Annotated in this window: 15 protein-coding genes and 1 riboswitch; of the genes, 4 read left to right on the plus strand and 11 right to left on the minus strand. The window is 66.6% G+C overall.

Going from position 1 to position 18906, the window contains the following annotated elements:
* Window positions 1–5: 5 nt before the first annotated feature.
* The 4 genes from QNO08_RS16310 to QNO08_RS16325 form a co-directional block, all read right to left on the minus strand.
* Complete coding sequence (locus tag QNO08_RS16310) at window positions 6–173, minus strand: hypothetical protein (protein WP_284155616.1); 168 nt, start codon at window positions 171–173, stop codon at window positions 6–8.
* A gap of 46 nt (window positions 174–219) precedes the next feature.
* Window positions 220–1617 (minus strand): FAD-binding oxidoreductase, encoded by a 1398-nt coding sequence (locus QNO08_RS16315; protein WP_229966323.1) that lies wholly within the window; start codon window positions 1615–1617, stop codon window positions 220–222.
* A 2-nt stretch (window positions 1618–1619) separates the two neighbouring features.
* Window positions 1620–3476: an L-lactate permease gene (locus tag QNO08_RS16320; protein WP_229966324.1), complete on the minus strand. Its 1857-nt coding sequence runs from the start codon at window positions 3474–3476 to the stop codon at window positions 1620–1622.
* 225 nt (window positions 3477–3701) lie between these two features.
* Window positions 3702–5252 carry an alanine/glycine:cation symporter family protein gene (locus tag QNO08_RS16325; RefSeq protein WP_284155617.1) on the minus strand — a complete coding sequence of 517 codons (1551 nt, stop codon included), beginning with the start codon at window positions 5250–5252 and terminating at the stop codon, window positions 3702–3704.
* A 212-nt stretch (window positions 5253–5464) separates the two neighbouring features.
* Here QNO08_RS16325 and QNO08_RS16330 point away from each other — a divergent pair, with 212 nt between their 5' ends.
* The 4 genes from QNO08_RS16330 (at window position 5465) to QNO08_RS16345 (ending at window position 10300) form a co-directional block, all read left to right on the plus strand.
* Window positions 5465–6949: a mannitol dehydrogenase family protein gene (locus QNO08_RS16330; protein WP_229966326.1), complete on the plus strand. Its 1485-nt coding sequence runs from the start codon at window positions 5465–5467 to the stop codon at window positions 6947–6949.
* Between the two features lie 134 nt (window positions 6950–7083).
* Complete coding sequence (locus QNO08_RS16335; RefSeq protein WP_284155618.1) at window positions 7084–8466, plus strand: ABC transporter substrate-binding protein; 1383 nt, start codon at window positions 7084–7086, stop codon at window positions 8464–8466.
* Complete coding sequence (locus QNO08_RS16340) at window positions 8463–9407, plus strand: carbohydrate ABC transporter permease (RefSeq protein WP_229966328.1); 945 nt, start codon at window positions 8463–8465, stop codon at window positions 9405–9407. Before QNO08_RS16335 ends, QNO08_RS16340 begins: the two co-directional genes overlap by 4 nt.
* A gap of 2 nt (window positions 9408–9409) precedes the next feature.
* Window positions 9410–10300 carry a carbohydrate ABC transporter permease gene (locus QNO08_RS16345; protein WP_442860510.1) on the plus strand — a complete coding sequence of 297 codons (891 nt, stop codon included), beginning with the start codon at window positions 9410–9412 and terminating at the stop codon, window positions 10298–10300.
* A gap of 24 nt (window positions 10301–10324) precedes the next feature.
* On the opposite strand, the gene QNO08_RS16350 is transcribed toward QNO08_RS16345, so the two are convergent.
* From QNO08_RS16350 to gcvP, 7 genes are all read right to left on the minus strand, one after another.
* Window positions 10325–10747, minus strand: coding sequence for a ChaB family protein (locus tag QNO08_RS16350; protein ID WP_229966329.1), 423 nt, complete (start codon window positions 10745–10747; stop codon window positions 10325–10327).
* On the minus strand, window positions 10747–11043 hold the full coding sequence (locus QNO08_RS16355; RefSeq protein WP_229966330.1) for a hypothetical protein: 297 nt from the start codon (window positions 11041–11043) through the stop codon (window positions 10747–10749). Before QNO08_RS16355 ends, QNO08_RS16350 begins: the two co-directional genes overlap by 1 nt.
* 88 nt (window positions 11044–11131) lie before the next feature.
* Window positions 11132–12547 (minus strand): L-serine ammonia-lyase, encoded by a 1416-nt coding sequence (locus tag QNO08_RS16360; RefSeq protein ID WP_229966331.1) that lies wholly within the window; start codon window positions 12545–12547, stop codon window positions 11132–11134.
* Between the two features lie 12 nt (window positions 12548–12559).
* Window positions 12560–13861: a serine hydroxymethyltransferase gene (gene glyA / locus QNO08_RS16365; protein WP_284015824.1), complete on the minus strand. Its 1302-nt coding sequence runs from the start codon at window positions 13859–13861 to the stop codon at window positions 12560–12562.
* Window positions 13858–14235, minus strand: coding sequence for a glycine cleavage system protein GcvH (gene gcvH / locus QNO08_RS16370; RefSeq protein WP_229966332.1), 378 nt, complete (start codon window positions 14233–14235; stop codon window positions 13858–13860). The genes glyA and gcvH overlap by 4 nt, the downstream gene beginning before the upstream one ends.
* Before the next feature lie 250 nt (window positions 14236–14485).
* Window positions 14486–15607 carry a glycine cleavage system aminomethyltransferase GcvT gene (gcvT, locus tag QNO08_RS16375; RefSeq protein WP_229966333.1) on the minus strand — a complete coding sequence of 374 codons (1122 nt, stop codon included), beginning with the start codon at window positions 15605–15607 and terminating at the stop codon, window positions 14486–14488.
* Window positions 15608–15625: 18 nt separating this feature from the next.
* Window positions 15626–18532: an aminomethyl-transferring glycine dehydrogenase gene (gcvP, locus tag QNO08_RS16380; protein ID WP_229966334.1), complete on the minus strand. Its 2907-nt coding sequence runs from the start codon at window positions 18530–18532 to the stop codon at window positions 15626–15628.
* A 150-nt stretch (window positions 18533–18682) separates the two neighbouring features.
* A riboswitch (glycine riboswitch) is annotated at window positions 18683–18825 on the minus strand.
* Between the last annotated feature and the right edge of the window lie 81 nt (window positions 18826–18906).

Raw genomic sequence — 18906 nt, forward strand, 5'->3', positions numbered from 1 at the left:
GCCGCTCAGCGCGGACCGCTTATGCCTGTTCCGCTCGAACCGGCGCGCATTTCCGCGATCCGCAGCCGCAGCCGCAGGAAAATGATCAGCAGCACCAGTGCCCACACCGCCAGCACGGCTAGCGCGGCGACAAACAGCAGATACACCATTCCAAAACCCTGCATAGCCATCATGATTTCCCCCATCGGTGAGCGGCAGTTTCCGCGAGCCTACTCCGGGTCACAGGGCCTTTCCGGGATTCAGGATGCCCAGCGGGTCCAGGGCGCGGCGGATGGAGTGCTGAACACCCAGGGAGACATCCCCGAGTTCGGCACCCACCCAGTCCCGCTTGAGCAGGCCCACCCCGTGCTCTCCGGTCAGGGTTCCGCCGAGCCGGTTGGCAAGGAAAAACATCTGCCCGAGCGCTTCCTTGGCCGGCCCTTCGGTGACCGAGTCCTGCGGGTCCATCACAATCATGGGATGCAGGTTTCCGTCCGATGCATGGGCGATCGTAAAGATGCGCGCACCCGTGGCGGCGGAGATCTCCTCCAGCCCGGTGACTGCTTCCGCCAGCCGGCCCCGCGGCACGCCGATGTCACCGATCGACACGCGGCCGATCTTCTCCAGGGACGGAATGGCCTCGCGCCGTGCAAGCACCAGGGCGGCGGCCTCCTCGTCGTCGGCGGCTTTGCTGCAGGACCCGGCGTGCGGACTGACGGCGTCGAGCACCACATCCTGTTCCAGGAAGGCGCCGTAGCCGTCAGTCTGAACCAGCAGGAAGGAAGCGCCGCGGGACCGGTAGTTCGTGCCCAGCGCAGCATCGACGGCCTCGAGGGTGGGCCCGTCCATGAGCTCCATCATCGACGGTTGGATGCGGGCGGCCACCACCGCCGACGCAGCCCGGGCGGCGCTTTCGACGTCGGGGAAGAACGCCGCCACGGTGGCGGTGGCCACCGGCAGCGGACGCAGCCGTAGGGTGGCCTCGACGACGACGCCGAGCGTTCCTTCGGAGCCGATGATCAGCGCGTTCAGGTCATACCCGGTGACGCCCTTGATGGTCTCCCGCCCGGTGCGCAGCTCCCGCCCGTCCGCCAGGATGACCCGCAGCGCCAGCACCGATTCACGGGTCACGCCATATTTGGCGCACCGCATTCCTCCGGCGTTGGTGGCGATGTTCCCGCCAATGGAACAGATGGCGGTGCTCGCGGGATCCGGTGCGTAGAACAGCCCGTACTCGGCAGCCGCCGCATTTATTTCCGCGTTCAGCACTCCGGGCTGGACCACGGCCAGCTGTTCCACCGGGTCGATGCGCAGGATCCGATTCATTCCGGAGACATCCAGCACCACTTCACCGGAGCGGGCTGAGGATCCGCCGGCCAGCCCGGTGCCGGCCCCGCGGGGCACCACCGGAACGCGGTGCGCGGTCGCCAGCTTCAGGGTGGCCGCCACGTCCTCGGCGGAGGCGGCAAACACGACGCCGTCCGGATGCGTGTCGGCGACGAAGCCGGAGCGGTCGGTGCTGGCGTGTTCGCGGTGGACGGCGTCGCGCGAGGCATGCGGGGCCGCCCCAAGCAGGGCGTCGCTGGCCCCCGGCCCGGACACATCCAGGGTGGACTCGGAATCGGAGAAAAGACTCATGGCTACGGCACCATCCATCCCAGGACCGAGGTGGATTGCAGCCAGACCAGGAGCGTCATCAGGGCCAGCAGCCCAAGGCTCCAGCCAAGGAGTTTGCGGAACAGGGTGCTTTCGGACCCTTCCAGTCCCACCGCTGCTGCGGCAATGGCGAGGTTCTGCAGCGACAGCATCTTGCCCATCACGCCAGCCGACGAGTTCGACGCCGCCATCAGGGTGGCGGACAGCCCGGTTTCATTGGCGGCGGCAACCTGCAGTTGGCCGAACAGCGAGTTGGAGGATGTGTCGGATCCGGTCAGGGCCACCCCGATCCAGCCCAGCAGGGGTGACAGCAGGGCAAAGAATCCGCCGGCGGACGCGAGGGCGACGCCCAGCGTGGTGGTTTGCCCGGAAAGGTTCATCACGAAGGACAGCGCCAGCACGGCGCACACCGTCACGATCGTCCAGCGCAGCTGCTTGAGCGTTTCCCCGTAGACCTTCAGTCCCTGCCCCGGCCGGATCCGGTACAGCAGCATGGTCAGGATTCCGGCAAACAGCAGGAGCGTGCCGGTGGCCCGGATGTGGTCAAAGCGCAAGGTCTGAGCGCTCACCGCCTTGCCGTTCGAGTCCACCACGTCCAAGCCGGGCCAGCGGAACGTGACGCTGCCGATTTCGGTCAGCCAGATCTTGATCCCGGGCACCTGGGCCAGCGAAAACACCGCGATGATGATCAGGTAAGGCGCGGTGGCCATCAACACGCTGCGGGCATCAGGCCGGGTGGTGCCGCCCGCCGCAGCGGATTTACCGGCACCGGGGGGTGCACCGGAAGCCGTGGTACCGCCGACGGGTGCGCCGGAAGCCGGGGCTCCGCTGACGGGTGCGCCGGAAGCCGGGGCTCCGCTGACGGGTGCGCCGGAAGAGCGCCGGCCCCGGCCGCCGCTGCCGGGCTGGCCGGCAGCCGATTCAACGGTGTCAGTGGTTTTCGGAGCCGCTGCCTCTTGGGCGTCAGGCACTTCGGTCTCCTGCACCTCCCCGGACATGCCGATGATTTCTGCCGGCTGCCAGACCCGGAGCATGAGCAGCACCGCGGCGACGGTGGCCACTGCTGCCACAACGTCGGTCAGCTCCACCACGAAGAAGTTCGACGCCACGAACTGCGCGAGCCCGAAGACGAAGCCTGACACGAGGGCCACCGGCCAGGTCTGCCGCAGTCCGCGTTTTCCGTCCACCAGGAAGACCAGGATGAGCGGAACCACAAGGGCGATGAAGGGGGTCTGCCGCCCGGTCATGGAGGACAGTTCCTGGAGCGGAATCCCGGTCACCCCGTTCAACGCAATGATGGGGGCTGCCATCGCGCCGAACGCGACGGGGGCGGTATTCGCCAGCAGCGCGACGATGGCGGATTTCAGCGGCTTCATCCCGGCGGCCATCAGCATGGCTGCCGCGATGGCCACGGGCGCACCGAAGCCGGCCAGGGACTCCAGCAGGGCACCGAAGCAAAACGCGATCAGGATGGACAGGATCCGCAGGTCATCGGAGATGGAACGGATGGTGCGGCCAAGCACTTCGAACCAGGGCGTGGCTACCGTGAGTTTGTAGATCCACAAAGCGTTGATCAGAATCCAGAGGATCGGAAAGATCGCGTAGAACGCACCGAGGCCGGTGGCGGCCACCACCTGGTCCACGGGCATCCGCCACGCAATCACGGCCAGCAGGATGGAGAGCACCAGGCTGATGACTCCCGCCTGGTAGGCCTTCATGCGGAAAACTCCCAGCAGGACAAACAGCACGAGCAGCGGCAGGGCAGCCAGAACCGCCGAAATCGCCAGCGATCCCCCCACTGGATCCAGAATCTGTTCAAATGCCTGCGCCTGAATATCCACGAAAACCCCTTTGTTCTGCCGTGGCCGATGCCCACTCAGGACAGGGGCATCCCCCCGTTCGGTGAACGTAGCGTTGACCCTAGGGCCGGAGCCCTTCGCGGTCAACGGTGCATAACAAAAAACTCCTCCGCCGGCAGGCAGTGCCCGGGGCCGGCGGAGGAGTTTCGTCAGGGGTTGGTCATCCGGGTTGTGCTACCCCGGGGCGGGAGGTTCAGGCGCGGGGGTTCAGGCGGTGGCTGCCGCCTCCTTGATGTCCTGGTCGTCGATGCCGAGCATCTCCAGCTTTCCGCTCTTGCGGTCCGCCAGGTACTCCTTCATTTCCTTCTTGATCACGGGCAGCAGCAGGTAGACGCCGAGCAGGTTCACGAACGCGCAGACAAAGAGCGCGGCGTCGGCGAAGCTGATGACCTGGCTGAAGGACAGCACGCAGCCGGCCACGGTGAAGGTCAGGAAGATGACTTTGTAGGTGACCTCGCGGCGCTTGCCCCGGCCGAAGAGGTACTCCCAGGACTTCAGGCCGTAGTAGGACCAGGTAATGAGGGTGGAGTAGGCGAAGAGCGCGACGGCGATGGAGAGCACGATCGGGAACCAGGGCAGGACGGTGGCGAAGGCATCGGAGGTGAGGATGACGCCGTCGGGCGCAGATCCGCCGGCCTGGACCTGGTCGATTCCCGCCTGCAGGCTGGGCGTGGAAGCCATGATGATGGCCAGCGCCGTCATGGTGCAGATGAGGACAGTGTCCACGAGCGGCTCGAAGAGCGCCACGAAGCCTTCGCTGACCGGGCGGCGGGTCTTGACCGCCGAGTGGGCGATGGCCGCGGAGCCGACACCCGCCTCGTTGGAGAAGGATGCCCGCTGGAAGCCGACGATCATGACGCCGACGACGCCGCCGGCGAAGCCCTCGGGGCGGAAGGCGCCGTCAATGATGGCGCCGAAGGCTGCCGGGACGTTCTCGAAGTTGACGATGATGACGAACAGGCAGGCCACAATGTAGATGCCGGCCATGGCGGGCACCAGCTTGGAGGTGGTGGCGCCGATCGATTTGATGCCGCCCAGGATCACCACGGCCACCAGGACGGCCAGGACCAGCCCGAAGACCAGGGCCGCTCCCGCGCTGCCGAGGATGCCGTCGTCGCCGCCGGTGACGTTCTGGATCTGCGCGAACGTCTGGTTGGCCTGGAACATGTTGCCGCCGGCCACACCGAAGATCAGGATCGCGACCGCAAAGATTCCGGTGAGGATTTTGGCCGGCCACCGGCCGAAGCGCGCGAAGGCCACGGGCAGGTATTTGAACGGACCGCCGCTGATGGAGCCGTCGGCATGGACTTCGCGGTACTTCACGCCGAGGGTGCATTCAGCGAACTTCGAGGCCATGCCGAGCAGCCCGGCCAGGATCATCCAGAACGTGGCGCCGGGGCCACCCAGGGCCATGGCCGCACCGACGCCGGCAATGTTGCCCAGGCCGACGGTGCCGGAAAGGGCGGAGGTGAGTGCCTGGAAGTGCGGCACCTCGCCCGGATCGTCGTGGGAGGAGAACTTGCCGCGGACCACCTGCACGGCGACCTTCAGCCCGCGGAACTGGATGAATCCGAAGTAGAACGTGAAGACGATGCCGGCCAGGATCAGCCAGGCGACGACGGCGGGGAAACTGAAGTCTCCGATGGTGATCGGGAAGAAGACGATCCCGGAGAACACCGTGGTGATCGGTTCGAAGAACGAGTTGACGGCGGAATCGATGGTTCCGAGCAAACCACCGTCCTCCGATGCCGGTGCCATGGAAACTGCCCGTGCTGCGTTCATGGTTCGAGCCCCTGTTTTCTGTAAGTATGTTGCCGAATGCGACAACATAGCCTTGCTTAATACATAGGTGTTGCACAAATCACACGTTGCCTTACAATCCGTCGTTCCGCCGGCCGTGGAATGTGCCCCGATCGCTCCCGTGCTAGGTTGAGCGGCACCAACCGCCCCGTCCCCCAGCAGGTGTGACCATGAGCAAACTGAGCACTGCAACGTTGTCCGGCGTCTCCGCCAAGCTGCCCGTCCCCTCCTATGACCGCGCCGGCCTCAGCGTCGGCATTGTCCATTTCGGCGTCGGCGGTTTCCACCGCGCGCACCAGGCCATGTACCTGGACCGGCTGATGAATGCCGGCGGGGCCCGGGACTGGGCCATTTGCGGAGTCGGCGTCCTGCCGGGCGATGCCGCCATGAAGACCGTCATGGAGAACCAGGACTGCCTGTACACGCTGGTCCTCAAGAATCCGGACGGCACCCGGGAGGGGCGCGTCATCGGGTCCATCGTCGAGTATCTGCTGGCCCCGGAGGACCCGGAGGCCGTGATCGAGAAGATGGCAGCGCCCGGCACGAAAATTGTCTCCCTGACCATTACCGAGGGCGGTTACAACTTCCATCCCGTGACCGGTGAGTTTGATGCGGCCAACCCCGCCGTGGCGGCTGACCTGGAGCCGGGGGCCGTTCCGTCAACGGTCTTTGGGCTGGTCACCGAGGCGCTGCAGCGGCGCCGGGACCGCGGACTCCCGCCGTTCACCGTGATGTCCTGCGACAACATCCAGGGCAACGGCGACGTGGCGGCCAAGATGTTCACCGCCTTCGCTCGCCTGCGGGATCCTGGGCTGGGTGAGTGGATGCAGGAAAAGGTGGCCTTTCCGAATTCAATGGTGGACCGCATTACACCGGTCACCACCGACGAGGACCGGGCCATGGTGGCGGCGGACTTCGGCGTGGACGACGCCTGGCCGGTGGTCAGCGAGGACTTTGAGCAGTGGGTGCTGCAGGACGATTTCCCGCTGGGCCGCCCGGCCTTCGAAGACGTCGGCGTGCAGGTGGTGGACGACGTCGAGCCCTATGAACTCATGAAGCTGCGGCTGCTCAACGCCAGCCATCAGGGGCTGTGCTACTTCGGCTACCTCGCCGGCTACCGGTACGCGCACGAGGTCTGCCAGGATCCGCTTTTCGCCCGGTTCCTGCTGGATTACATGGACAAGGAAGCCACCCCCACGCTGAAGCCGCTGCCGGACGTGAACCTGGCCGGGTACAAGCACAAGCTGATCGAGCGGTTTTCCAACCAATATGTCCGCGACACGCTCGCCCGGCTGTGCGCCGAGAGCTCGGACCGGATCCCCAAATGGCTGCTGCCGGTCATCCGGGAGAACCTGGCCAGCGGCGGGGAGATCCACCGTTCGGCCGCTGTCGTCGCCAGCTGGGCGCGGTATGCCGAAGGCTTCGACGAGCAGGGCGAGCCCATCCAGGTGGTGGACCGGCTGCGGAAACCGTTAATGGCTGCCGCAGGACGCAACCGCGAGGATCCGCTCGCCTTCGTGTCCAACCGCGAACTTTTCGGAGACCTGGCGTCCAATGACCGGTTCATCCGGGCGTACACCGCTGCGCTGGCTTCACTGCACGACGCCGGCGCGCGGGCCACGGTTTCCGGCCTGGTTTCGGAGCGGGGACGCTAAGCCGCGGAGCGGGGAAACCACCACAGCCGCTGCAGTCCTGCCGAAAGTTTGCGGACCATTGCTCATTTGACAGGGCCTGTTTATAGTTCACCGAAATGAGCGCAGGGCAATTCTCACATGATCAAAGGTGACGTATGAGACTACGACGCAGCAGACCCCGCAGGTTTCGGCCCGGCATCGGAAGATCGGCGGCGGCATCGGCGGCGGTGCTTGCACTCGTGCTGTCCGGATGCGGCGCTGAAAGCTCCGAAGGACCGGAAGAAATCGTGGTGGCCATTGTTTCCAATCCGCAGATGACTGACGCCATTTCGCTGGAGGAGGACTTCCGCGAGCAATATCCGGATATTGACGCGCGATTTGTTTCCCTGCCGGAGAATGAGGCCCGCGCCAAGATCACGGCCTCGGTGGCCACCGAGGGCGGCGAATTCGACGTCGTCATGATCTCCAATTACGAGACCCCGATGTGGGCGGAAAACGGCTGGATCACCAACCTGCAGGAGTATGCCGACACCACTGCCGGTTACGACCCGAACGATTTTGTGCCCAACATCCGCGAAGCACTGAGCTACGAGGGGGACCTGTATTCCGTTCCCTTCTACGGCGAATCTTCCTTCCTCGCCTACCGGGAGGACATTTTCGAGGAGAACGGGCTCACCATGCCGGAGCGGCCCACCTGGGAGGACGTTGCCGGATTCGCCGAACAACTCCACGATCCGGACAACGGATTCTCCGGCATCTGCCTCCGCGGCCTGGCCGGCTGGGGCGAGGTGATGGCGCCGCTCGGAACCATGATGAACACCTACGGCGGAGGCTGGTTCGACGAGGACTGGAACGCCACGCTGGACTCGCCCGAGGTGGAGGCCGCCGTGACCGACTACGTGGACCTGGTCCGCACGTCCGGGCAGCCCGGAGCCGCCACCAGCGGGTTCGGCGACTGCCTGACCCAGTACAGCCAGGGCACCGCCGCCATGTGGTACGACGCAACCTCCATGGTCTCCTCAGTGGAGGACCCGGCCTCCTCCCTGGTGGTCGGCAAAACGGGCTACGCCCAGGCGCCCGTGCAGGAAACGGAATCCTCCGGCTGGCTGTACAGCTGGTCCCTGGCCATCCCCACCACCAGCGAGAAAAAGGACGCCGCCTGGGACTTCATCTCCTGGATGACCAACAAGGAATACATCCAGCTGGTGGGCGAGAAGATCAGCTGGGAACGCGTGCCGCCCGGCAGCCGGCTGTCGACCTACGAGATTCCCGAATACGCCGCCGTGGCCGAGGCCTATGCCGAGCCCACCCTGTCCTCCATGGCCGGCGCCTCGCAGGAGACCAGCATGGCCAACCCGGTGCCGTATCCGGGCCTTCAATTCGTGGGGATCCCGGAATTCCAGGATCTGGGCACCCGCGTGGCGCAGCAGATCTCGGCAGCCATCGCCGGACAGAAATCGGTTCCCGAGGCCCTGGAGCAATCACAGCGCTACGCCGAAACCGTCGCGGAAAGCTACCAGTCAGGAGAAAACAGATGACCAGCCTGGTGGACAAACATCAACAGAAGGTCCGCCGCGAGACGGAGCAGCGGCGGGCCCGCGGCATGTCCAGCGCCGAGGGCTGGAGGCGGCGCGGGCCCCTGCTGCCGGCTCTGGTCTTCACGCTGATCGTGACCCAGGTGCCGTTCCTGTTCACCATTTGGTATTCCCTCCAGAACTGGAACCTGCTCAATCCCGGGGGCGACCGGTTTGTGGGGCTGTCCAACTATGTGGAGATCTTCGCCGACTCCACCTTCCGCCAGGCAGCGATGAACAGCGTGATCTTCACGTTGGGCTGCGTGTTCTTCGCGATGCTCCTCGGCATCGTCTTCGCCCTGCTGCTGGACCGCTCCTTCGCGGGCCGCGGGGTGGTCCGCACCCTGTTGATCACACCGTTCCTGATCATGCCGGTGGCCGGCTCCCTGCTCTGGTCCGTGTCCATCCTCAACCCCAGCTACGGCCTGTTGAACTGGCTGATCGGCCTGGTGGGCATTTCCCCGGTGGACTGGACCTCCGTCCACCCGATCGCCTCGATCCTGATGTCCCTGGTGTGGCAGTGGACACCGTTCATGATGCTGCTGGTCCTGGCCGGGCTCCAGGCGCAGCCCAAGGACGTGCTGGAAGCGGCCCAGGTCGACGGGGCCGGCTGGTGGCGGACCTTCATCTCCGTGACCCTTCCCCAGCTCCGCCGCTACATCGAACTCGGGATCCTGCTCGGCGCGATCTATGTGGTGAACACCTTTGACCAGATTTACCTCATGACGGCCGGCGGGCCCGGGACAGCCAGCGCCAACCTGCCGTTCTACATCTATCAGCGGGCCTTCCTGGGCTTCGACATCGGGCAGGCAGCCGCCATGGGTGTCGTGGTGGTTATTGCCACGATCATCATCGCGACCTTCGCCCTCCGCCTGATCTTCCGCAGCTTCGACGTAAAGGACTAGCCGTGGCCACACAAACAGAATCGGCTTCTTCCGAAAGCACCCCGTCGGGCCGCCGCCCGGCAGCACCGGCACGCCGCAGCAAACCAGAGACGACGTCGTCCCTGTTGACGGTGCTGACCTGGGTCATCGCCATTGCATTCTTCTCACCGGTCCTGTGGATGGTGCTCACCTCCTTCAAACAGGAGTCGGCTGCGGCCTCCAACCCGCCGTCGTTCTTCTTCACCCCCACCCTCGACCAGTACCGGGCCGTCATCGATGCCGGGGCCGGCTCCTACTTCGTCAACTCGCTGATTGCCACCGGCGTCTCCACGCTCCTGGTCGTGATCATGGCGGTGCCCGCGTCGTATGCCCTCAGCATCCGGCCCGTCAAGAAGACGCAGGACGTGCTGTTCTTCTTCATCTCCACCCGGATGCTCCCGGTGGTGGCGGTCATCATGCCGATCTACGTCATTGCCGGCCAGCTGAAGGTCCTGGACAACATCTGGACCCTGGTGGTCCTTTACACCTCGATGAACCTGCCCATCGCGGTATGGATGATGCGCTCCTTCTTCCAGGAGGTGCCCAGCGAGGTGCTCGAGGCAGCGCAGATGGACGGAGCCGGGCTGCTGAAAACGCTGTGGCGGGTGCTGATGCCCATGGTGGCACCGGGCCTGGCCGCCACCGCACTGATCTGCGTCATTTTCGCGTGGAACGAGTTCTTCTTCGCCCTGAACCTCACGGCGGCCAGGTCTGCGACCGTGCCGGTGTTCCTGGTCTCCCAGATGACCAGTGAAGGCCTGTACCTGGCGCAGCTGTCCGCCGCCTCGGTGCTGGCTTCCCTGCCGGTGGTCCTCGCGGGCTGGGTTGCGCAAAAGCAGCTGGTCCGCGGGCTGTCCATGGGCGCCGTGAAGTAAGGGCCGGCGCTGCCCGGATCGGCCCTAGCCTTCCCGGGCCCGGCGGGTTTCCCTGTCGTTGGCCTTCCGGATCGCGGCCACCAGCTCGGCCTTGCTCATGGCCGAACGCCCGGGGATGTCCAGGTGCGAGGCCACGTCGTAGAGGTGAGCCTTGGAGGCATTGGCATCCACTCCGCCGGCCGTTGCAGCGGAGGAATTCCGGCCGCCCTCGGCCCGGGCATCCGAGGGCCCGGACTCCTCCTTGGCCTCCCAGCGGTCGCCCACCTTTTCATGGGTGTGCTTCAGGGCGGCGAAGGCGGTTCGGGCAGCCCGCTCCTCATCGCCGTACTCCTCCGCAGCGGAGTCGAACGTCTTGGCGAAGGTGTCCTGGGCTTTGCTGTCCGAGCGCTGCAGGGTGGAGGGTATTTCCTCCTCGATGGCGTGGCCGTCCTTGCCGGTTTTGGGCATTACGCGTCCTTGCCGGGGATCTGGCCCGGTGCGGGAATCGGGCCATTGCCGGGAATCGGCCGAGGTCCGGGGATCGGGCCCGGGGCTCCGCCGATAAAAGGAGCCGCGCTGCCGAAGACCCCGTTCGGTTCCATGGCCGACAAAACCTCGTCCGCATCGGTGTCATCGGGCAGCGGTTCGGGCTGCCGCCACGCCTGCGTTCGGTCCGGAACGGCATTGCGGGTCAGGCCGTCGGTTTCCAGCTTCATTTCCTCGTCCAGGCGCCGCCCGTGCGTGGTGTTTCCGCGTTCGGACATGATGGGTTCCTTCCGCAGGTACGGTTACTCAGCGTCCTTACGGTCTATCAAAGGAACCGCACGGGCTCAACCCGCCGCGGCTGCCCGCTTAGCACTCCACCACGTTCACGGCCAGGCCGCCGAGCGCCGTTTCCTTGTACTTCGAGCTCATGTCGCGGCCGGTTTCACGCATCGTCACGATCACCTCGTCCAGCGAGACGCGGTGGTCGCCGTCGCCCCAGAGCGCCATCTTGGCGGCATTCACGGCCTTGGCGGCACCAATGGCGTTGCGTTCGATGCACGGTACCTGCACCAGCCCGCCGATCGGATCGCAGGTCAGCCCCAGATTGTGTTCCATGGCGATTTCGGCGGCGTTCTCCACCTGCTCCGGAGTGCCGCCCAGGATCTCCGCCAAGCCGGCGGCAGCCATCGACGACGCCGACCCCACCTCGCCTTGGCAGCCCACCTCCGCGCCGGAGATGGAGGCCTGTTCCTTGTAAAGCACGCCAACGGCGCCGGCGGTCAGCAGGAAGCGCACGACGACGTCGTCCCGCTCCTCCTGCGTCGCGTTCTCCATGCCCGGGCCGTAGTGGGTGGCATAAAACATCACGGCGGGAATGATGCCGGCCGCACCGTTGGTGGGTGCGGTGACCACGCGGCCGCCGGAGGCGTTTTCCTCGTTGACCGCCAGGGCCACCAGGTTCACCCATTCCTGCCAAAACTTGGGATTCCGGTCCGGGTCCTCTGCGCGCAGCCGGGCATGCCAGGCCGGCGCCCGGCGGCGGACCTTGAGCCCGCCGGGCAGCAGGCCGGTGCGGCGGATGGCTGAATTCTTGCACTCCTCCATGACGTCGCGGATGTGCAGCAGGCCGGCGCGGATCTCCGCCTCGGTTCGGGACGCCAATTCGTTGGCGAGCATCACGCCGCTGATGCTCAGGCCGTTGTCGGTGCAGTGCCGCAGCAGTCCGGCGGCGGTGCGGAACGGAAGCGGCAGCTGCGCCTTGGTGGATTCCAGCTCCAGGGCGGCCGCACGCTCCTCGCCGTCGCGCACGATGAACCCGCCGCCCACTGAGAAGAACGTGGCCTCGTGCAGCACGCCGCCGTCGGCCGCCGTGGCGGCGAACTTCATACCGTTGGTATGCCGGGGCAGGACGGTGAGGGGGTGCAGGACGATGTCCGCTTCGCCGTATTCCAGAATGCGGAGGCCGGCACCGGGGATCTGCGAACACAGCTGCAGTTTCCGTGTCGCTTCGATCGCTGCGAGCCGCTCTTCAACTTCGCCCGGCAGGATCTTTTCCGGGGCGAAGCCTTCCAGCCCCAGCAGCACAGCGGTCATGGTGCCGTGGCCGCGGCCGGTCGCCGCGAGCGACCCGTAGAGGTCAACGCGGAGGCCGGCCACGGCATCCAGGACGCCGGCGTCGACCAGCTCCGCCGCAAACACGGCAGCGGCACGCATGGGGCCCACGGTGTGTGAGCTCGACGGGCCGATGCCTACGGAGAACAGATCAAAAACGCCAACAGCCACTTACAGGTTCCTTTAGACGTGCGCCGGTGAGGATGCCAGGTCGGCAACCTCGGTGTACAGCGGATGCGCTGCGGCCAGCGCGGAGACGCGGGCCTTCAGCGGCGAGAGGTCATCGTCCTCACCGGCAATGAGCGCCAGCGCAATGATGTCCGCCACCTCGCGGAACGCGTCCTCGCCAAAGCCGCGCGTGGCCAGGGCCGGCGTTCCGATCCGGAGGCCGGAGGTCACCATCGGCGGGCGCGGATCAAAGGGCACGGCGTTGCGGTTGACGGTGATGTCGATCTGCGCGAGCCGGTCTTCGCCTTCCTGCCCGTTGAGGGCGGCGTTGCGCAGGTCCACCAGCACCAGGTGCACGTCGGTGCCGCCGGAGATCACGGAGATGCCCTTGGCGGTGACGTCGTCGGCCAGCAGCCGCTCGGCCAGGATCCGGGCACCGGCCAGGGTGCGCTCCTGGCGTTCCTTGAACTCGGGAGTGGCCGCGATCAGGAACGCGGTGGCCTTGCCGGCAATCACATGCTCCAGCGGGCCGCCCTGCTGGCCCGGGAAGACAGCTGAGTTGATCTTCTTGGCGATGTCGGCGTCGTTGGAGAGGATGATGCCGCCGCGCGGTCCGGCCAGGGTCTTGTGCGTGGTGGAGGTGACCACGTGGGCGTGCGGCACCGGGCTCGGATGCAGCCCGGCGGCGACGAGGCCGGCGAAATGCGCCATGTCCACCATCAGGTACGCGCCCACGGAGTCGGCGATGCGGCGGAATTCAGCGAAGTCCAGCTGCCGGGCGTAGGCGGACCAGCCGGCGACAATCAGCTTCGGCTGGTGCTCCTGAGCCAGGCGCTCGACCTCGGCCATGTCGATGAGCTGGGTGTCTTCGGCAACGTTGTACGGCACCACGTTGTAGAGCCGGCCGGAGAAGTTGATCTTCATGCCGTGCGTGAGGTGTCCGCCGTGCGCCAGGGACAGGCCCAGGATGGTGTCGCCCGGACGGATCAGGGCGTGCATCACCGAGGCGTTGGCCTGCGCGCCGGAGTGCGGCTGCACGTTGGCGAAGCCGGCGCCGAAGAGGTCCTTGGCCCGGTCAATGGCCAGCTGCTCAATGACGTCCACGTATTCGCAGCCGCCGTAGTAGCGCCGGCCCGGGTAGCCCTCGGCGTACTTGTTGGTCAGCACCGAGCCCTGGGATTCCATCACGGCCACTGAGGTGTGGTTTTCCGAGGCGATCATTTCCAGGCCGGACTGCTGGCGGCGGCGCTCGTTGTCGATCTGCCGCGCCACCTCCGGATCAATCTGCGCGAGGTGCGAGTTCAGGTAATCGGTCACAGCTCGCCGCCGTTCTTCTCTGCGTACTCCTCGGCGGTCAGCAGCGCACCCTCGGAGGTGGCGTTGACCGTGAAGAGCCAGCCGGCGCCGTACGGATCCTCGTTCAGCAGGGCCGGGTTGTCGATGGCCTCCTGGTTGATCTCCATGATCTCGCCGGAGACCGGTGCGTACAGGTCCGAAACGGACTTGGTGGATTCCACCTCGCCGCACGTCTCGCCGGCGGTGACGACGGTGCCGACCTCGGGCAGGTCCACGTAGACCACATCGCCCAGCGCATCGGCGGCAACGGCGGAAATGCCGACCTTCACGGGGCTGGAGGAGTCCACCCACTCGTGTTCGGCCGAATAGCGGAGTCCTGCGTTTACTTTGCTCATGGTGTGCCTTTCGGTGCGTCTGCTGGTTCTTCGGGTTACTTCAAAGTCTAGGTCCGGGCACTGGAAGCGCGGCATTCTGCCGCCCTTAGCGTTCCAGATCCTGCCCTCCTCCTCGCAAGCTCGGAGAGGGAACCCTGGATCTTTCACTGCCTCGCTCGTTCCTCGCTCGGCGATGCGGGCTACACAGAATGCCCCGCGACCGGCGCGCTTGGGTCACCTTGACCCGAACGCGCCGACCTGTCTCGGGGTGCTACTTCTCGCGCCGGTAGAACGGAAGTTCCACAACCGTGAACTGTTCGGGCTTGCCGCGGAGGTCGACGTCGAGGGTGGTTCCGGGCTCGGTGCAGGCCGCGTCGACATAGGCGAGGGCGATCGGATAACCGAGGGTGGGGCTCGGAGCGCCGGAGGTGACTTCGCCGACTGCCGTGCCGTCCCTGAGGACCGGATAGTGCGAGCGCGCGGAGCGTCGGCCGGCACCCTTCAGCCCGACCAGGCGGCGGGCAGGACCGGCGGCCTTGCGGGCCTCGAGCGCGGCACGGCCCACAAAGTCCCCCTCCTTGGAGAGGGCGACGACGGGGCCCAGGCCTGCGGCGTACGGGTCCGTGTCCAGGGTCAGTTCGTTGCCGTAGAGCGGCATTCCGGCCTCGAGCCGGAGGGAGTCGCGGCAGGCCAGCCCTGCGGGAATCAGGCCCCGCCCCTCCCCGGCGGCCAGCAGCGCTGACCACAGGGCCGGCGCGGCGTCGTTGGGCACATAGATCTCGAAGCCGTCCTCGCCGGTGTAGCCGGTGCGGGCCACGAGCAGCTCCAGTGTCCGCTCCCCCGCCCGGATGCCCACCGTGGCGACGGCGTAGTACTTCATGCCCGTGACCAGGTCCTGCTGGTCGGCGGGCACCAGGGCCAGCAGGATGACTTCAGCCTCGGGGCCCTGCACGGCCACCAGCGAGGTCTCCGCGGAGACATCGTGCACGCGCACGTCAAAGCCTTCGGCGCGGGCGGCCAGTTCGGCGGCCACCACCGGTGCGTTGCCGGCGTTGGGCACCACCAGGTAGGAGTCCTCGGCGAGCCGGTAACTGATCAGATCGTCGATGATCCCGCCGTCGTCGTTGGTGATCAGCGAGTACTTGGCCCGGCCAATCTTGACGGCGGAGAGCTTGCCGGCCAGGGCGTAGTCCAGGAACGCGCCGGCGTCCGGGCCGGCAACCTCGACTTCGCCCATGTGCGAGAGGTCAAAGAGGCCGGCGGCCGTGCGGACGGCGCGGTGTTCGGCCAGCTCGGAGCTGTACTTTAGAGGCATCTGCCAGCCGCCGAAATCGGTGAAGGCAGCGCCGAGCCGTTTGTGCTCTTCAAAGAGCGCCGTGTATTTCTCAGTCATCGTCGTACCTGTGTCTCTCTAGTTTTCAAAGTCTTCGATGGGCGGGCAGGAGCAGATCAGGTTGCGGTCGCCGGCAGCGCCGTCGATCCGGCCCACCGGAGGAAAGTACTTGTCCATCCGCTGGCTCTTCATCGGGAAGGCAGCCTGTTCGCGCGGATAGGCGCGGTTCCATTCGTTCCCGGCGACGACGACGGCGGTGTGCGGGGCGTTGCGCAGCGGGCTGGACTCAAGGGAGAAGTCCCCGGCGGCGACCTGGTCGATTTCGGCGCGGATGGCGATCATGGCGTCGATGAACCGGTCAATCTCGCCCAGGTCCTCGGACTCGGTGGGTTCCACCATCAGCGTGCCGGCCACCGGGAAGGACAGTGTGGGGGCGTGGAAGCCGTAGTCCACTAAACGCTTGGCAACGTCTTCGGCGGTGACGCCGGTCCGTGCCGTGAGCTCGCGCAGGTCCAGGATGCACTCGTGCGCCACCAGCCCGCCCTTGCCCGTGTAGAGCACCGGGAAGTACTCGTTGAGCCGGGCGGCCACATAGTTGGCGGAGAGCAGCGCGCTCTTGGTGGCTTCGGTCAGGCCTTCGCCGCCCATGAGGTTCACGTAGGCCCAGGAGATCGGCAGCACGCCGGCGGAACCGAAGCGCGACGCTGACACCGGGATGTCCTCACCCTCGGTCCAGGTGGCGGCGTCGCCGGGCAGGAACGGCGCCAGATGCGACTTCACTGCCACCGGGCCCACGCCGGGGCCGCCGCCGCCGTGCGGAATGCAGAAGGTCTTGTGCAGGTTCAGGTGCGAGACGTCGCCGCCGAACTCACCCGGCTTGGCCAGCCCGACAAGCGCGTTGAGGTTCGCGCCGTCAATGTAGACCTGGCCGCCGGCCTCGTGCACGGCGTCGCAGACGTCGCGGACGTCGTCGTCGAACACGCCGTGGGTGGAGGGGTAGGTGATCATGATCGCGGAGAGGTTCTCGCGGTGCGCGTCGATCTTGGCGCGCAGGTCGGCGTGGTCAATGGCGCCGTCGTCGGCCGTGGCCACGACCACCACCTTCATGCCGGCCAGGACGGCGGAGGCGGCGTTGGTGCCGTGCGCGGAGGCCGGGATCAGGCAGACCGTGCGCTGCGTTTCGCCGCGGGAGGAGTGGTAGCCGCGGATGGCGAGTAGGCCCGCCAGCTCGCCCTGCGACCCGGCGTTGGGCTGGATGGACACCCGGTCGTAGCCGGTGATGACGGCGAGCTTGGCTTCCAGGTCCGCGATCAGTTCGCGCCAGCCCTCGGTCTGGGAGTCCGGGGCGAACGGGTGGATGGATGCGAACTCCGGCCAGGTCATGGCCTGCATTTCCGCGGTGGCGTTGAGCTTCATGGTGCAGGAGCCCAGCGGGATCATGGTGCGGTCCAGGGCCAGGTCGCGGTCCGAGAGGCGGCGCAGGTAGCGCAGCATCTGGGTTTCGGAGCGGTGCGTGTGGAACACCGGATGGGTCATGAACTCCGAGGTGCGCAGCAGCTGCCCGTCCAGTTCAAAGCCAGCCGGGGCCGACGCGGCGGCGGCCACGCCGTCGGCCGGGATGCCGAAGGCGGCGGCGACGTCGGCCAGCACGGCGGGTGTGGTGGTTTCGTCGCAGGAGATGCCCACGGTGTCGGCGTCGATGTGCCGCAGGTTGATGCCGCGGGCCTCGGCGGCCGCCATGACCGCGGCGGCCTTGCCGGGAACGCGGGCGGTGACTGTGTCGAAGAAGCTACCGTGGAGCAGCTCGATTCCGGCGCCCTGCAGCGCGGCGGCCAGCGACCGGGCGGAGTCGTGGGCGCGGCGGGCAATCGCGGTCAGGCCCTGCGGCCCGTGATAGACGGCGTACATGGAGGCCACGATCGCCAGCAGCGCCTGCGCGGTGCAGATGTTGGAGGTGGCCTTCTCGCGGCGGATGTGCTGTTCGCGAGTCTGCAGCGCCAGCCGGTAGGCGGGGGTGCCGGCGGAGTCCTTGGAGACGCCCACCAGACGGCCGGGCAGCGAACGCTCCAGGCCTTTGCGCACTGCCATATAGGCGGCGTGCGGGCCGCCGAAGAACAGCGGCACGCCGAAGCGCTGGACCGAGCCGACAGCGATGTCGGCGCCCTGCTCGCCGGGAGGCGTGATCAGGGTCAGCGCCAGCAGGTCAGCGGCCACGGTGACCAGCGCGCCGCGGTCCTTCGCCTCGGCGATGACGGGGGCGAGGTCACGGACGACGCCGGAAACGCCGGGCTGCTGCAGCACGACGCCGGTGATCTCGCCGTCGGGCAGGCCGCGGGCCAGGTCGGCGACGATCACCTCGAAGCCCAGCGCCTTGGCCCGGCCCTTCACCACGGCGATGGTCTGCGGCAGCGTCTCGGCATCGAGGACAATGGTGCCGTCTGACTTGCCCTTGTTCGAGCGGCGCATCAGCAGCACCGCTTCGGCCACCGCTGTGGCTTCATCGAGCAGGGAGGCGTTGGCGATGGGCAGGGCGGTGAGGTCCTGGACCATCGTCTGGAAGTTCAGCAGGGCTTCGAGGCGGCCTTGGGAAATTTCGGGCTGGTACGGCGTGTAAGCGGTGTACCAGGCAGGATCCTCCACGACGTTGCGCAGGATCACCGGCGGGGTGTGCGTGCCGTAGTAGCCCTGGCCGATCATTTGCACGGCTGTCCGGTTTTTGCCGGCGATGGCGCGGAGCTGCGCCAGGGTTTCTTCTTCAGAGCGGGCCGGATCGAGAATCAGGGGGCTCCCCTGCCGGATGGCGGCGGGCACTGCCATGTCAGCCAGAGCATCCAGGGAATCGAACCCCACTGCCTTAAGCATCTCAGCGGCCGAACCGGCACGGGCGCCAATATGGCGGTCAACAAACACCGCTGCGGAAACCGAACCCGCTGCAGCGGCACGTGCGGCGATGGGGGTTGAAGCAGTGGACAGATCAGCAGTCATGAGGGGCTCCAGGAAAGGCAGACGGGGGTACGCCAACGATTGTTGAGTCCTCCCCGCTCTGTAGGGGACCTGAGAGATTCCGCGGGGGTGGCCCCGCTTGCACCGTCGGTGAGTTCCGCGCCAAGGCGCGGAGCTGCTTTCCAGAGTTGCCTCGCTGTGGCGGTACAGGGGCCTGAGAGATTCCCGGGGAGGGTTTGCTCCTACGGCGCCCGCCGAAGCCGTACTGATACGGCTTCGGTTTTACGGCTGCAGTTTTACGGCTGCAGGCTGCGGGACTCTCCCGCCACGGCTGATAAAGGCATATTCACTTGTGTATTTCCACCAGTGACCATACCCTCCGGCACGAGTCCCAACAAGAGAGTGACGGCCGCCGC

The sequence above is a fragment of the Arthrobacter sp. zg-Y820 genome (assembly GCF_030142155.1).
Taxonomy (GTDB): Bacteria; Actinomycetota; Actinomycetes; order Actinomycetales; family Micrococcaceae; genus Arthrobacter_B.